10 protein-coding genes and 2 pseudogenes are annotated in these 15,853 nt (G+C 66.0%); 7 read left to right on the plus strand and 5 right to left on the minus strand.

The window, feature by feature from the left end:
• Positions 1-131 precede the first annotated feature (131 nt).
• Positions 132-2,623, minus strand: a pseudogene (gene aceE, locus OR16_RS00460) (pyruvate dehydrogenase (acetyl-transferring), homodimeric type).
• 430 nt (positions 2,624-3,053) lie between these two features.
• Between aceE and OR16_RS00465 the strand changes: the two are divergent.
• Complete coding sequence (locus tag OR16_RS00465; protein WP_006155996.1) at positions 3,054-5,642, plus strand: PAS domain S-box protein; 2,589 nt, start codon at positions 3,054-3,056, stop codon at positions 5,640-5,642.
• Positions 5,643-5,776: 134 nt separating this feature from the next.
• On the plus strand, positions 5,777-6,409 hold the full coding sequence (locus OR16_RS00470; RefSeq protein ID WP_006155997.1) for a response regulator transcription factor: 633 nt from the start codon (positions 5,777-5,779) through the stop codon (positions 6,407-6,409).
• 57 nt (positions 6,410-6,466) lie between these two features.
• Here OR16_RS00470 and OR16_RS00475 read toward each other — a convergent pair whose 3' ends face one another.
• On the minus strand, positions 6,467-7,162 hold the full coding sequence (locus OR16_RS00475) for a hypothetical protein (RefSeq protein WP_006155999.1): 696 nt from the start codon (positions 7,160-7,162) through the stop codon (positions 6,467-6,469).
• Positions 7,163-7,260: 98 nt separating this feature from the next.
• On the opposite strand from OR16_RS00475, the gene folD reads away from it, so the two are divergent.
• A complete protein-coding gene (gene folD / locus OR16_RS00480; protein WP_006156000.1) occupies positions 7,261-8,112 on the plus strand; it encodes a bifunctional methylenetetrahydrofolate dehydrogenase/methenyltetrahydrofolate cyclohydrolase FolD in 852 nt (283 codons plus the stop codon).
• A 122-nt stretch (positions 8,113-8,234) separates the two neighbouring features.
• Positions 8,235-10,340, plus strand: a complete 2,106-nt coding sequence (locus OR16_RS00485) for a M3 family metallopeptidase (RefSeq protein ID WP_006156001.1) — start codon at positions 8,235-8,237, stop codon at positions 10,338-10,340.
• Positions 10,341-10,397: 57 nt separating this feature from the next.
• Here OR16_RS00485 and OR16_RS47590 read toward each other — a convergent pair whose 3' ends face one another.
• Positions 10,398-10,715, minus strand: coding sequence for an MFS transporter (locus tag OR16_RS47590; RefSeq protein WP_337459796.1), 318 nt, complete (start codon positions 10,713-10,715; stop codon positions 10,398-10,400).
• Between the two features lie 55 nt (positions 10,716-10,770).
• Positions 10,771-11,694, minus strand: a pseudogene (locus OR16_RS00490) (MFS transporter); the annotation flags it as partial.
• Between the two features lie 185 nt (positions 11,695-11,879).
• Here OR16_RS00490 and hutC point away from each other — a divergent pair.
• Positions 11,880-12,593 carry a histidine utilization repressor gene (hutC, locus tag OR16_RS00495; RefSeq protein WP_006156003.1) on the plus strand — a complete coding sequence of 238 codons (714 nt, stop codon included), beginning with the start codon at positions 11,880-11,882 and terminating at the stop codon, positions 12,591-12,593.
• On the opposite strand, the gene OR16_RS00500 is transcribed toward hutC, so the two are convergent.
• The gene (locus OR16_RS00500; RefSeq protein WP_006156004.1) at positions 12,590-13,480 is read right to left on the minus strand and encodes a LysR family transcriptional regulator; all 891 of its coding nucleotides are present in this window, start codon (positions 13,478-13,480) and stop codon (positions 12,590-12,592) included. The two genes, hutC and OR16_RS00500, sit on opposite strands and share 4 nt — an antisense overlap.
• A 136-nt stretch (positions 13,481-13,616) precedes the next feature.
• On the opposite strand from OR16_RS00500, the gene OR16_RS00505 reads away from it, so the two are divergent.
• The gene (locus tag OR16_RS00505; RefSeq protein ID WP_006156005.1) at positions 13,617-15,029 is read left to right on the plus strand and encodes an MFS transporter; all 1,413 of its coding nucleotides are present in this window, start codon (positions 13,617-13,619) and stop codon (positions 15,027-15,029) included.
• A 46-nt stretch (positions 15,030-15,075) separates the two neighbouring features.
• A complete protein-coding gene (locus OR16_RS00510; RefSeq protein ID WP_006156006.1) occupies positions 15,076-15,471 on the plus strand; it encodes a hypothetical protein in 396 nt (131 codons plus the stop codon).
• The last annotated feature ends 382 nt before the right edge of the window (positions 15,472-15,853 follow it).

Genomic DNA, 15,853 nt, shown 5'->3' on the forward strand with positions numbered 1-15,853 from the left:
GCGCACGACAAACACGAGCGTGTGAGGTTACCCTCACCGCCGTGATCTGTCACGCCGCCGCGCCGCAAGGCGCCGGGCATCAGCCTGGCGCCCGCGCACGCGGCGTTGCCGCGCCTGCGGGGGTTGCCTGGTTAGACCGACATCGGGTTCGGCTTGTTGGGGTCGAGGTTGTACTTCTTGATGGCTTCGGCCACCTTGTCACGACCGATGGCACCTTCGTCGGCCAGCGCCTTCAGTGCAGCCAAAGTCACCCAGTGACGGTCCACCTCGAAGAAATGACGCAGCTTCTCGCGGGTGTCCGAGCGGCCGAAACCGTCGGTGCCCAGCACCACGAAGCGGCGCGGCACGAAGGGACGGATCTGGTCGACAAAGGCGCGTACATAGTCGGTCGAGGCGATCACCGGGCCGCGCACCGACTTGAGGCTCTTGGTCACGTGCGATTCGCGTTGCGGCTCGGCCGGGTGCAGCAGGTTCCAGCGCTCCACGTCGTGGCCTTCGCGGGCCAGTTCGGTAAAGCTCGGGCAGCCCCACAGATCCGATTCGACGCCCCAGTCCTTCTTGAGCAGGTCGGCGGCTGCGATCACCTCGCGGAAGATCGTGCCCGAACCCAGCAACTGCACGCGCGGCGCATTGCTGTTTTCCACGCCCTTCCTGAACTGGTACATGCCCTTGACGATGTCGCCCTCTACGCCAGCCGGCATTTCCGGGTGCTCGTAGTTCTCGTTCATCACCGTCAGGTAGTAGTAGACGTCTTCCTGCTCAGCGTACATGCGGCGCAGGCCATCCTGCATGATCACCGCATCGAGTAATAGATGTAGAACGGGATCATCTGGATGCCGTGCGTCGAGTACGACGTGGCGGCGGCGATCCAGTCGCACATGGCGCCGGCTTCATTGATGCCTTCCTGCAGCACCTGGCCAGTCTGCGATTCCTTGTAGAACATCAGCTGGTCGTGGTCTTCCGGCACGTACTTCTGGCCTTGCTGGTTCCAGATGCCGATCTGGCGGAACAGGCCTTCCATGCCGAAGGTGCGCGACTCGTCGGGTACGATGGGCACCACGTGCTTGCCGATCTGCTTGTCCTTGAGCAGCGTGTTCAGGATCCGTACGAAGGCCATGGTGGTGGACACTTCACGGCCTTCGCTGGTGGCCTTGAGCAGCGCATCGAAGGCGGACAGCTCAGGCACCTTCAGGGCTTCCGCCTTCTGGCGGCGGGCCGGCAGGTAGCCGCCCAGGTCCATGCGGCGGGCGCGCATGTATTCCAGTTCCTTCGAGCCTTCCTCGAAGGTGATGTATGGCACTTCCTCGATCTTGTCGTCGCCGACCGGGATGTTGAACTGGTCGCGGAAGCGGCGGATCGCGTCCACCGGCATCTTCTTTTGCTGGTGGCTGATGTTCATGGCCTGGCCGGCGTCGCCCATGCCATAGCCCTTGATGGTCTTGGCCAGGATCAGCGTGGGCTGGCCCTTGTGCTCGTTGGCGGCGCTGTAGGCGGCAAAGATCTTGTGCGGATCGTGGCCGCCGCGGTTCAGGCGCCAGATGTCCTCGTCGGACCAGTCGGCCACCATCGACTTGAGCTCGGGCGTATTGAAGAAATGCTCGCGCACGTAGGCGCCGTCCTTGGCCTTGAAGGTCTGGTACTCGCCGTCCACGCAATCCATCATGCGCTTCATCAGCAGGCCCTTCTTGTCGCGTGCCAGCAGCTGGTCCCAGCGGCTGCCCCACACCACCTTGATCACGTTCCAGCCGGCGCCGCGGAACTCGGATTCGAGTTCCTGGATGATCTTGCCGTTGCCGCGCACCGGGCCATCCAGGCGCTGCAGGTTGCAGTTGATCACGAACACCAGGTTGTCCAGCTTCTCGCGCCCGGCCATGCCGATCGCGCCCAGCGATTCCGGCTCGTCGGTCTCGCCGTCGCCCAGGAAAGCCCAGACCTTGCGGCCTTCGGTCTGCACCAGGCCGCGGCTGTGCAGGTACTTCATGAAGCGGGCCTGGTAGATGGCCATGATCGGGCCCAGGCCCATCGACACCGTCGGGAATTGCCAGAAGTCCGGCATCAGCCACGGGTGCGGGTAGGACGAGATGCCCTTGCCGTCGACTTCCTGGCGGAAGCTGTCGAGCTGTTCCGTGCTCAGGCGGCCGAGCAGGAAGGCGCGCGAATACACGCCCGGTGCCGAGTGGCCCTGCACAAACACCAGGTCGCCACCGTGTTTCTCGGACGGGGCATGCCAGAAATGGTTGTAGCCGACGTCATACAGCGTGGCCGCCGAGGCAAACGAGGAAATATGGCCGCCAACGTTGGTGTGCTTGTTGGCGCGCAGCACCATCGCCATGGCGTTCCAGCGAGTGTACGAGCGGATGCGGTGCTCGATGTCCTGGTCGCCGGGAATGCGGGCCTGCTGCTCCACCGGGATGGTGTTGATGTACTGCGTTTCAGCGTGGAACGGCTGGGTGACGCCGTTCACGCGTGCGTATTCGATCTGCTTGTCGATCAGGAAGGCGGCCCTGTCGGTGCCTTCGGCGGCGATCACGCCCTGCAGGGCGTCAAGCCACTCGTGGGTTTCCTGGGGATCGGCGTCGTTGGCGCTACTTGCGCCGAGGATCTGCTCTGGTACAGCTGACATGACTGTCTCCTGGTGAATTCCTGCCTCGGTGCCCCCTGATTCTTGTAGTGGGAGCCCCGGCCTGACGGTGTGACTACGGTACGGCGCGCGGGCCGCGAGTGTCTTCGCACGGTCCTTCGCTAGCACTCCGCCCGGGCTTGCCAGCGAGGCTGGCAGGACCGGACGCAGCACTGCCGTCCGCACTTTTCGGTCGGACCGATTCTATGGAAGCACATTGAGCAAGACAAGCCCAATTTTCAAATTGCGATATGGTTTCTTATAATGTGAAATATTGCGGCGGCGCACAACAAAACTGCGCCAGCCCTTGCCACCAAACGCCGCCGGCCCGCCGCGCCATCGGCAGGAATGCCGCAGTGCCGCATTGGCGCTTACCCCAAGCGACGGGGCGCCTCAATCCCGCTACACTGGTCGGTCAGTCGTCAATCCCACCATGCCGTCCCTCAAAGATTTCTTTTCCCACCTCCGCGCCGCAGTCGTCCCTCCCTCCGCTTCCGGCTCCGCCAAGGCGAGCGGCAGCGACCCTACGCTGGCCGCCCCGCCCAACCCGCTGACGCCCCTCGATACGCTTGGCCATGTGGACGAGCCCGCCGCCGTCAACGGGCCGCCGCGCGGATTGTGGTGGCTGCGCTGGCGCAACCTGGTGGCGACCAGCTGGTTCATGTTTATCCCGCTGGTGGCGATCGTGCTGTTCACGGTGGCGATGGGCGTGATCCTGTGGTCGCTCCATGAAACCGAGCGCCAGCAGCAACGCGACGCGCTCTATCGCGACGCGGCCTGGGCCCAGCAGCGCGTGCGCCTGTCCCTGCTGAGCAACCAGGACCAGCTGGCCTCGCTGGCGCGCGACATCGCCGCCGCCCAGCTCGACCAGGGCGCCTACCGCACCGCCGCGCAGGAAATCCTGCGCGAGAACCCGGAAATCGTCTTCGTCAACTGGCTGGACGCGACCCGGCGCGGGCGCTGGTCGCTGCCGTCCACGTCCGAATTTGCCAGCCGGCTGCGCGAAACCCAGGACCAGCCGCTGGAGCCCGAGGTGCTCGATACCTTCGACGCCGCGCGCGAAACGCAGCGCGTGGTGTACTCGCGCCCGCTGGTCAATGACCGCGGCGACAGCTTCATGCTGATGGAGGTGCCGATCGTGCGGGACAACGAGTTCCTCGGCACCCTCGGCGCGCTTTACTCCATCAACGGCATCCTGACCCACCTGCTGCCGCCGGAGCTGACCGAGCGCTACCGCTTCTCGCTGATCGACAAGAACAACCAGATCCGCGCCAGCACCTCGCTGCGGCCGGTGCCGGGCAATGCGCTGTCCTACGAGGTGCTGCTCGACCCGCCGGGGCACTCGCTGTCGCTGCGCGCCGACGCCTATCCACCCGCGTCCAACCTGCCCAACAACATGTTGCTGTGGCTGGTGGTCGGGCTGTCGTGCTTCCTGCTGTGGAGCCTGTGGAGCATGTGGCGCCACACCAGCCGGCGCTCCGAGGCGCAGCGCGCCCTGCTGGCCGAGACCTCGTTCCGCCGCGCGATGGAAAACTCGATGCTGATCGGGTTGCGCGCGCTCGACCTGAACGGCCGCATCACCTACGTCAATCCCGCCTTCTGCCGCATGACCGGCTGGCAGGACAGCGACCTGGTCGGCCGCGTGCCGCCCTTCCCCTATTGGCCGCCCAACGACCATCAGGAGATGCAAAAGCAGATCGACCTGACGCTGCAGGGCAAGTCCCCGGCCAGCGGCTATGAGATGCGCGCCATGCGGCGCGACGGCAGCAGCTTCTATGCCCGCATGTACGTCTCGCCGCTGGTGGATAGCCGTGGCAGGCACACCGGCTGGATGGCCTCGATGACGGACATCACCGAGCCCAAACGCGCCCGCGAGGAGCTCGCCGCCGCCCACGACCGTTTCACCACGGTGCTGGAAAGCCTGGACGCCGCGGTGTCCGTGCTGGCCACCGACAAGCCCGAACTGCTGTTCGCCAACCGCTATTACCGGCAGCTATTCGGCTGGGAAGCCGAGGGCCACCTGAAGCTGGCCGGCGGCGAGGTCGACAAGGAGCAGGTCTCCAGCGACGCCACCGATTTCGTCGACGCCTACGCCGGCCTGCCGGCCTCGGAACTGATGCCCTACTCTTCGGACGCGCGGGAAGTGTTCGTACCCGACATGCAGAAATGGTTCGAAGTGCGCCGCCGCTATATTCAGTGGGTGGACGGCCACCTGGCGCAGATGCAGATCGCCACCGATATCACGGTGCGCAAGGCCGCCGAGGAAATGGCCCGCCAGCATGAGGAACGGCTGCAGTTCACCAGCCGCCTGACCACCATGGGCGAGATGGCGTCGTCGCTCGCGCACGAGCTGAACCAGCCGCTGGCGGCCATCAACAACTACTGCATGGGCGCGGTGGCCCGGCTGCGCTCCGGGCGCAGCACCGCCGAGGACCTGATCCCGATCCTGGAGAAGACCTCGGCGCAGGCCGTGCGCGCCGGCACCATCATCAGCCGCATCCGGGGCTTCGTGAAGCGCAGCCAGCCCCAGCGGCGCGAAGCCGCCCTGCACGACATCGTGGCCGATGCCGTCGGGCTGGCCGACCTGGAGGCCACCCGCCGCCGCGTCACCATCCTGACCCGGCTGCCGGCGCCGCCGGTGGTGCTGTTCGTCGATCCGGTACTGATCGAGCAGGTGCTGGTCAACCTGCTCAAGAACGCCGTCGAGGCCATGGCCGGGCTGCCAGCCCTGCGTGCCACCGGCGTGGTGCGCCTGCACGCGCGCATCGAGCCGGGCGAGATCGGCCCGAACATGCGCATCGACGTGATCGACCAGGGCCCAGGCGTCGACGAGGCCACGAAAGAACGCCTCTTTGAACCGTTCTTCAGCACCAAGTCCGACGGCATGGGCATGGGCCTGAATATCTGCCGCTCCATCATCGAGTCCCACCAGGGGCGCCTGTGGGTGGAGAACAATGCCGATGGCATCGGCTGCACGTTCAAGATCATGCTGCCGCTGCAGCCGGCGCTGATCGACCAATAAGCGACCAATAACGCGCCGGGCGGGCCGCCCGGCATTGACAAGACAAGATCAGGCGCGCCAGGGCCGCCCCTGTTGCTTGCCGCCCGGCCCGGTTACACTTGGCGGCAAATGACTTTGATGTCCCAGGAGACTTCATGACCGTAACGCCAAACCCCACCTCCCACCGCGGCGAGACTGTCTTCATCGTCGACGACGATGAAGCCATGCGCGACTCGCTGACCTGGCTGCTGGAGGGCAATGGCTACCAGGTTCGCAGCTTTACCAGCGCCGAACAGTTCCTTTCCGCCTATGACTCGGGCCAGGTCTCCTGCCTGATCCTGGACGTGCGGATGCCGGGCATGAGCGGGCCCGAGCTGCAGGAACGCATGATCGCGGAGAACATCAATATCCCGATCGTCTTCATCACCGGCCACGGCGACGTGCCGATGGCGGTCTCCACCATGAAGAAGGGCGCGATCGACTTTATCGAAAAGCCGTTCGATGAGTCCGAGCTGCGCTCGCTGGTGGAACGCATGCTGCAAAAGGCCCGCACCGACCATTCCGCGGCCCGCGAGCAGCGCGCCGCCAAGGACCTGCTGGGCAAGCTCACCACGCGCGAGCAGCAGGTGCTGGAGCGCATCGTGGCAGGCCGGCTGAACAAGCAGATCGCCGACGACCTGGGCATTTCCATCAAGACCGTGGAGGCGCACCGCGCCAACATCATGGAAAAGCTCAACGTCAACACCGTGGCCGACCTGCTGCGCCTGGCCCTGTCCAAGAACAGCTGAAGCCGCCCGGCTGGCGCACCAAGGCAGTTCCGCCCCGCCCGGGGCAGGACTGCCGGCTTACCGCGTCAGATAGTCCTCGTCGCGGAAGGTGACGACCCATTGCGGCTTGTAGACCACGAACACGGCCACCAGCATGCCCGTGAGAAAGGCCTCGCCAAACGCCAGGATCAGCACGGCGGTCAGCGTATCGGCCAACGACAGCACGCCATCCCCCACGCTGTAGCTACGCCAGATCGCCCGCGCCGCGCCAGCGCCCAGGGCGGCCAGGCCGGCGGCGAAGTAGCCGTGGCCGAGGATAAACACGAAAGGATGGTGCGGCAGCAGCCGGCGCATGCCCCCCTGCAGCACCGCCGATAACAAGGCCGGCAACAATCCCATCCAGACATAGCGTGGCCACAGCGCCGCCCAGCCCAGCCGGGCCCAGGTGTCGCCAGCCAGGTAGCCCAGCCCCAGGAAAGACACCAGGTCCACCGCGAACAGCGACAGCAGGGCCAGCGGCAGCCCGAACAGCGTCACCATCAGGGTGGCGCCGAACAGCTGGATCGCCAGCCCGCCCGGCAGCGTCGCGCGCAGCGTCCATAGCAGCGCCAGCAAGACCAGCGCGCCCAGCCAGCCATTCTGCAATTCGTCGCGCCCGAGCAGTTGCCAGGGCCGGCGGCTCAGCGCCCAGGCCATTGCGGCCAGGCTGAGTACGATGAGCGCAGCTTGCTCGGCCGGCGCGGCGGCCACGGCGAAACGATTCAGGGCATCCATGCGGCCATGCTACCAGCGCCCCACTCTCCTGCGCCCCGGGTTGCATCAACCTTTATAATTCCGCTTTGACCACCTCCAGCTCTCCAGCGCCCATCCCCATGCCAGCCCAACTCATCGACGGCAACGCCCTTGCCAAGCAACTCCGCACCGAAGCCGCCCAACGCGCCGCCCGCCTGACCGAACGCGGCCACCGGCCCGGCCTGGCCGTGGTCCTGGTGGGGGAAGACCAGGCTAGCCAGGTCTATGTGCGCAACAAGGTCAAGGCCTGCGACGACAATGGCTTCCATTCCTCGCTCGACCGCTACCCCGCCGACCTGTCCGAGGCCGACCTGCTGGCCCGCATCGACACCCTGAACCGCGACCCGCACATCCACGGCATCCTGGTGCAGCTGCCGCTGCCCAAGCATATCGACAGCCACAAAGTGCTGGAAGCGATCGCTCCGGAAAAGGACGTGGACGGCTTTCACGTGGCCAATGCCGGCGCCCTGATGACCGGCGCCCCGCTGTTCCGTCCGTGCACCCCCTATGGCTGCATGAAGATGCTGGAATCGGTCGATTTCCCGCTGCGCGGCGCCCGCGCGGTGGTGGTCGGCGCCTCCAATATCGTCGGCAAGCCAATGGCGATGCTGCTGCTGCAGGCCGGCGCCACCGTCACTATCTGCAACAGCAAGACGCGCGACCTGGCCGCCCATACCCGTGACGCGGACGTGATCGTGGCCGCTGTGGGCCGTCGCAACATCATCACCGCCGACATGGTCAAGCCCGGCGCGGCCGTGATCGACGTGGGCATGAACCGCGACGACAACGGCAAGCTGTGCGGCGATGTCGACTTCAACGGTGTCAAGGAAGTCGCGGGCTACATCACGCCGGTGCCGGGTGGCGTTGGCCCGATGACCATCACGATGCTGCTGATCAATACGCTGGAAGCCGCCGAGCGCGCGGCCGGCTAAAGGCCGCACGCCGCACGGTGCAGGCGTCATGCGCGCCGGCACCGCGTGCGGCACTGGAAATCCTGCCGCCCCGCCCCAATGTGCGGGGCATTGCCCTTACGGGCACCGCCAAGAGAGACGTCATGGACCAAGCCGCCAACCAAGCCAACGCCGCCAACCCGCTGCTGGATTTCTCCGACCTGCCGCGTTTCTCCGAGATTCGCCCCGAGCACATCGGCCCGGCGCTGGACGTGCTGCTGGCGACCGCGCAAGCCGCCGTCGACCGCGCCGAGGACCCCGCCACCGAAGCCAGCTGGGCCAATGCCGTGGAAGCGCTGGAAGCCGCCACCGAGCCGCTCGGGCGCGCCTGGGGCGTGGTTGGCCACCTGAGCGCGGTGGCGGATACGCCGCCATTGCGCCAGGCGCATAGCGACAACCTGCCGCGCATGACCGAGTTTTGGTCCTCGCTTGGCCAGAGCCTGGCGCTCTACGACAAGTACAAGGCGATCGCCGCCGGCCCGGCATTCGCCACCATGAGCGCGGCCCGCCGCCAGCTGATGGAAAACGAACTGCGCGGCTTCCGCCTGGGCGGCGCCGAGCTGCCCGAAGACAAGAAGCCCCGTTTTGCTGCGATCCAGGAACAGCAGGCCCAGTTGTCCAAGGCCTTCTCCGACCACGTGCTCGATGCCACCAATGCCTACGCGCTGGTGATCGAGGACGAGGGCCGCCTGAGCGGCATCCCGGAAGATGCGCTGGAAGCGGCGCGCCATGCCGCCACCAAGGGCGGCGAGGACGGCAAGCCAGGCTGGAAATTCACCCTGCACTTCCCCTCCTACTTCCCGGTGCTGCAATACGCGGACGACCGCGCGCTGCGCCAGACCATGTACGAGGCCAGCGTCACCCGCGCTTCGGAGCTGGCCGAGCAGTACGGCCAGGGCAAGGCTGAATGGGACAACACGGCCAATATGCGCGAGCAGCTCGCGCTGCGCCGCGAAGAAGCGCAGCTGCTCGGCTACGCCTCCTTCGGCGAAGTCTCGCTGGTGCCAAAGATGGCGGAATCCCCGGCCGAAGTGCTGCGCTTCCTGGACGAGCTGGCCGCCAAGGCGCGCCCGTACGCCGAGAAGGACTGGGCCGAGCTCAAGGCCTTCGCCGCGAGTGAGCTGGGCCTGAACGACCTGTCGCCCTGGGACGTGGCCTACGCATCGGAAAAGCTGCGCGAGCAGCGCTACGCGTTCTCCGAGCAAGAGGTGAAGCAGTACTTCCCCGAGCCGCAGGTGCTCAAGGGATTGTTCGGCGTGGTGGAGAAGCTGTTCTCGGTGCGTATCGAGGCAGACCAGGCCCAGACGTGGCACGCCGATGCGCGCTTGTTCCGCGTGGTGTCGCCCGAGGGCGAGTTGCTGGCGCAGTTCTACATCGACCTGTACGCCCGCGAAGGCAAGCGCGGCGGCGCCTGGATGGACGACGCCCGCGGCCGCAAGCTGCTCGACGGCGGCCGCGTGCAAACCCCGGTCGCCTACCTGACCTGCAACTTCACGGCGCCGGTGGGCGGCAAGCCCGCGGTTTTCACCCACGACGAAGTGATCACGCTGTTCCACGAGTTCGGCCACGGCCTGCACCATATGCTCACCCAGGTGGGCGAGCTGGGCGTGTCCGGCATCAATGGCGTGGAATGGGATGCCGTTGAGCTGCCCTCGCAGTTCATGGAGAACTTCTGCTGGGAATACGAGGTGCTGGCCAACATGACCGCGCACGTCGACAGCGGCGAGTCCCTGCCGCGCGACCTGTTCGAACGCATGCTGGCCGCCAAGAACTTCCAGAACGGCATGATGACGCTGCGCCAGATCGTGTTCTCGTCGTTCGACATGCACCTGCACACCGACTTCGACCCCGCCGGCGAGAAGTCCGTGCTGGCGCTGTCCCGGGAGGTCAACGATCGTGCCCACGTGGTGCCCCAGCACCCGCTCTCGCGCTGGCCGAACACCTTCAGCCATATCTTCGCCGGCGGCTATGCGGCGGGCTACTACAGCTACAAGTGGGCCGAAGTGCTGTCCGCCGACGTCTACGCGGCCTTCGAGGAAGCCGCGAAGCTCTCTGGCACGGTGCTGGACGCCGAGACCGGCGCGCGCTACCGCAGGGAAATCCTGTCGGTGGGCGGCAGCCGCCCGGCCATGGAATCGTTCACCGCGTTCCGTGGCCGCGCGCCGCAGATCGACGCACTGCTGCGCCACGGCGGCATGGCGGTGGCGTAAGGCAACACGCTGTCGATGGGTCGATGGGTCGATAGGTCGATAGGTCGATGGAACAGGTTAAGCGGCTCGGTCTGAGCCGCTTTTTTCATGGCGGCTTGCACGTGCAATGCAGGCGGCCGACAGTAGCGCACAGCATCCGCTCACCGCAATCGCCATCGAGTAACTGCCGTAGGCATCGAAGAGCCAGCCGGCGAGGCTGCCGCCCGCCATCGCGGCAATGCCCACCGCGATGTACAGCGCCCCCAGGATCGCCCCGAGGTTTGCGGTGCCGAACCAGGTCGCGGCGAGCGCCGGGTACAAGGAGATGCAGCCGCCGTTGGCCGCGCCGAACAGGACGGCAAACAGCGCCAGCGCAGGGAAGCCCCGTGCCCCCAAGCCAAACGCCGTTGAGCAGCGCGAGCATCAGCGTCAGGCACACAAGCAGCCGCCCGGGGCCCAGCCGGTCACCCAGCCCGCCCAGCAACAGGCGGCCCAGGATATTGCCGGCACCCACCAGCCCGATCAGCAGATTCCCCGCCGTGGAAGACATGCCGTGCTGCCGCGCGTACGGATGGATATGGACCAGCGCGGCGAACAGGCCGACCGAGCCCAGCAGGATGGCGCCGAAGTACCACCAGAATCGCCCGCCGCGCACGGCCTGCGCCAGGCTAAGCCCGCGCGGAGCGGGCGCCTGGGCAGCGCCATGCGCCACAAGCGCGCCATCGGGGTGCAGGCCGGCCTCCTCCGGCCGCCCCCTGAGCAGCATCGCCATCGCCAGCCCGGCCACGGCAATGGCCAGTGCGAAGCAACGCATCGTCGCCTGCCAGCTCATATGCTCCATCAGCAGCCCCGCCACCACCGGCCCGACAAAGGTGCCAAGCCCGGTGCCCGCCAGCGCAAGGCCCGACGCCCTGCTGCGATGCCTGACAAACCAGCGCTGCACCGCCGTCACCGCCGGCACGTAGACCAGGCCTACGCCCAGGCCCACCAGCGAACAGAAGGCGATCAGGAACCACGCCAGCGAATCCGTGACGAGGCTGGCAATGGCAAAGCCCAGCGCCAGCAGGACAATGCCCGTTGCAATGACCCGGCGGGTGGAGATCCGGTCGGCCAGGGAGCCGGAAAATACGCCCACCACGTAGTAAATCAGCGCGGTGAACGAAAACACGGAAGCCGCCGATGAACTCCCCACCCGGAAGCCTTCCTGGATACTCGCGAAAAAGGCGCCGAACGAGTACGCCGCGCCAAATATCAGCGCCAGCAGCACGTGCGTCGCGCCAACCACATACCAACCCGGGAACACGTTCACCCTTGCCATGCCGTCTCCGATTACCCCTTCGCCTGCGCGCCTGCGCTTCCCGCATCTTCGAACCATCGATGGCGCTGCATATTCTTGTATATACAAGATGAGACAACAACTGAGCGAGTCGGGATTACCCTGAGCGGAGCCAAAACCCAAAACGCGGCGCCCCCATATTCGGCGAACGCCGGCGTCAAACCGGAGAAAATCCCCCCTAATGGAAATTGGCTAGACAAGCGTGGTCAAGTAAACTGCGGGCCATGACCTACCTGCCGCCCGCCGCCGCCTACGCGCACATCAAGAACTACCTGAAAGACGGACTCAGCGCGGGGCGCTGGCCGCCCGGCACCCTGATGCCGTCGGAATCCGAGCTGGTCACCCAGTTCCGCGTCAGCCGCATGACCGCCAACCGGGCGGTGCGCGAACTGCAGGCCGAAGGCCTGGTGGAACGCGTGCAGGGCGTCGGCACGTTCGCCACCCAACCCCACCGTGCATCGTCCACCCTCACCATTCGCGACCTGCACGATGAGATCACGGAGCGCGGCCACCGCCACCGTTCGGACGTGCATATGGCGCGCGCCGAAGTCGTCACGGAGGCCTTGGCGCAGCGTATCGGGCTGCCCCCGGGCAGCAAGATCTTCCACACCCTGATCGTGCATAGCGAGAACGGCGTGCCGCTGCTATGCGAGGATCGCTACGTCAACCCCGCCCGGGCGCCTGACTACCTCGAGGTGGACTTCACCAAGACCACGCCCACCAGTTACCTGCTGACCGTGGCGCCGCTATGGGAGGCGCAATACTCCATCGAGGCGCAACTGCCCACCGAGCAGGAGGCTGAGCTGCTGGGCGTCAAGCCGAGCGAGCCCTGCCTGATCGTGATCCGCCGCACCGAAAGCCAGGGCTCGCCGATCACGCTGGCGCGGCTGGTGCATCCGGGATCGCGCTACACCATCGAAGGCTCGTTCAAGCCCTAGGCCCGCCCGGGCCGGAATGCGCGCAGATGGTCGATGAAGCCACGCACCTTGGCACTGACGTGGCGCGTATCCGGATAGACAGCAAAGACCTCGGCCCGTGGCAAGACATGGTCCGCCATCAGGATCTGCAGCCGTCCACCCTTGAGATGGTCGTCAAGCAGCCACTCCGGCAGCGCCGCGACGCCACAGCCGGCCAGCGCAAACGCTAGCAGGGCCGAGGCCGTGTCCGCGTGGGCCACGTTGCGGACCCGGATCGTATGCGGCTTGCCGTGTGGGTCAGCCAGGGTCCATTGCCCGCCCTGCCCCGGGCGATTGGCAAGCCACGGCAGCGCCGCCATCGCCTGCAGCGAATCGGGCATGCCAGTGGCACTCAGCAGCGCCGGGCTTGCCACGATCACCAGGTTGAAATGCCCGATCGGGTTGGCGCGATGGCGCGAGTCTTCCAGCGGCCCCACCCGGATGGCAACGTCAAGCCGCTCCGCGATCAAGTCGGCGTGGGTCGAGCTGGCTTGGTAGCTCACCCGCAGCTCGGGATGCAGGCGCGCAAAACCGGCCAGCGCGGGAGCGACGACGAGGTTGCCGTAATCCACCGATGCCGTTACGCGCAAGCTGCCCGAGAAGGATGCATGACCCGAGCGGGCCTGCGCCACGGCCGCTTCGGCCTGCCGCAACAAGACCGAGCAGTCGTGATAGAACCGCTCGCCCGCCTCCGTCAGTGCCAGGCGCCGCGTGCTGCGCGTCAGCAATGCCACCGACAGCTCTTGCTCCAGCTGCTTCACGTTGAAGCTGACAACGGCCTTGGTGGTACCCAGCGTGTCGGCTGCCGCGGTGAACGAGCCGCACTCCACCACGGCCGCGAACATCGCCAGACGGTTCAGGTTGATCATGTCGTCGGTCGTTATTGTCAAAAATCGGAGAACAGTATATCGGCCGCCCGGCTATTTTTTTATCGCTCCATGGTTTCTAGAATGCCGTCTTCCCGCCTGAACCCGAATGGCGCGCGGCGCCATTCCAAGACTTTCCATGCCCTACAAATCACGCGTTGCGTCGGTCTACCTGCTCGGCTTCTTTATCGACCTGGTCAATATGTTCATGGCATCGGTCGCGTTTCCCGAGATCGGGCAGTCGCTGCACGCCTGCGTGGGCACCGTGGCCTGGGTGGCCAACGCCTACACCTTGGGCCTGACGCTGGTGATCCCGGCAAGCGCATGGCTCGCGGGCCGCTATGGCGACAAGGCAATCTTCGTGGCATCCCTGGGCATCTTCTCGCTGGCGGCGACCGGCGCTGGCTTCGCGGGCAGCATTGAAGCCCTGATCGCCTGGCGCCTGCTGCAAGGCCTGGGCGGCGGCCTGCTGATCCCGGTCGGCCAAGCCATGACGTACCGGCTCTATCCCCAGGCAGAGCGCGCGCGGCTGTCGGTGATCGTGATGGCCTGCGCCCTGCTCGCCCCCGCGTTGTCGCCCCTGCTCGGTGGCGTTATCGTGGACGGATTGGGCTGGCACTGGGTCTTCTGGCTCAATATTCCGCTGGCCTTGTTCGCCCTGGTGCTTGCCGTGCTCTGGCTGCAGCCTGGCGAACGAAGCGCCAGCGACCGGCCGGACGTGATCGGCATCGGGCTGGTCAGCCTGTCGCTGGCACTGCTGCTGACCGGCTTGTCGCGTTTTGAGCGCGCTGGCGACCCTGCCATGGGGGCTGCCCTCGTCGTGGGAGGCCTGGCAGCAGGCTTGCTTTTGTTGCGGCACGTACGCCGGAGCAAGCACCCTGTGCTGGATTTTCGCGTCCTGCGCGACCCTTTGCTGCGCGCGGCCATGTTGGTCTACCTGTTCGTACCGGGCGTGTTTACCGGTGTCAGCCTGCTTAATATGTTTTTCCTGCAGAACGCGCTGGGATTGCGCGCCGTCGATGCGGGCGCGCTGATGATTCCCTACGCCTTGGCCGCCGCCGCAGGCATGGCGCTGGCCGGCCGGCTGTTCAAGCGGATCGGACCGCGTGCCTTGCTGCTGCCTGCCACCATCGTGCATGCGACGGGCATTGCCCTGCTGGCGACAGTCGGCGGGCCCGGCGACAGCCAGCGCATGCTCGCCGCCTTTCTGTTGATGGGGGCGGGAGGCGGCATCTGCTCCAGCGTCGCGCAAACCCTGGCGCTGCTGAACGTGGCGCCCGCGTGGATGCACCGCGCCAGCGCGGTGTGGAACCTCAATCGCCAATTGTCGTTTTGCCTCGGAGTCGCGCTGGCCAGCCTGCTGTTGGGACAGCTACTCATCCAGCACCACCTCACCGGCCTGGCCGGCGCACGCGGCAGCGCCGCGCTGACGCTGGTGTTCCACCTGTGTTTTCTCGTCGCCAGCCTATGCAGCCTGGTACCGCTCTTTGTCATCTGGCGCCTGGACGACGGGCACCGCCGGCTACTGGCAAAGCCATCGACGTCCCGATAACCGCCCGAGCCATCCGCCGGGCTTCATTTCCCAAGGAGATCCATCCATGCCTACCCTCGCCGCCCTTTGCCTGCGTGAAGTCGCGCACACCCACACGCTGATCGAGCAATGGCTGTCCAGCGCCGAATGCCCCAACACGGTACTGGACGCGTTGCTGCAACGCTTTGAGCCTGGCTTCAGCATGATTTCGCCCTCCGGAACACGACTGGAAGACGGCGGCCTCCCCTCGGTGTTCTCACGCCTGCGCGGGGCCAGGGCCGGGCTGCGGATCGAGATCGATGAATTGACGCTCGTGTACGAGGACGCTGGCTCGGCCATGGTCACTTACCGCGAAGCGCAAGCCTGGCATGAAGGCGCATCCGAACGGCGTGCCACGGCGCTGTTCGTGCTTGCGGGCGACGCCCGCGTTGCCTGGCGCCATTTGCATGAAACGTGGGCTTGAGCGCGGCGCTGCCGGATACGTGACATGGGATGAGTCGAGGCGGCTAGTCAGTCGCACCACGTTTGGAAGCGCCCATGCCAGCGCGGTCGGAAGCCTTATAAGTCTTGGACTTAGGCTTGAGGTTGCGCAGTGCTGTGTCGGTGAGCATTGAGGTTTTTCCTCCTGTTCGTGACGGCTTTTACCGTCAGGGGCCAGGATACCTGCTGATGCCCGGAAAGCCGCATGAAATCATGCTTTCCAGAGGAGACTTCTACCGCCAACCTGTTCCGCTGGCCGGCGATAGCCACCGATAGCTGCCGCGACTAATTTCCTTCCAAATCAACACGTTACGGCAGTTTTTCGATAGCTGGCGATAGTCCCCAAAGGACCCGATTTCACTCCC

Origin of the sequence: Cupriavidus basilensis OR16 (assembly GCF_000243095.1) — a bacterium.
In the GTDB taxonomy this organism is placed as follows: Bacteria; Pseudomonadota; Gammaproteobacteria; order Burkholderiales; family Burkholderiaceae; genus Cupriavidus; species Cupriavidus basilensis_D.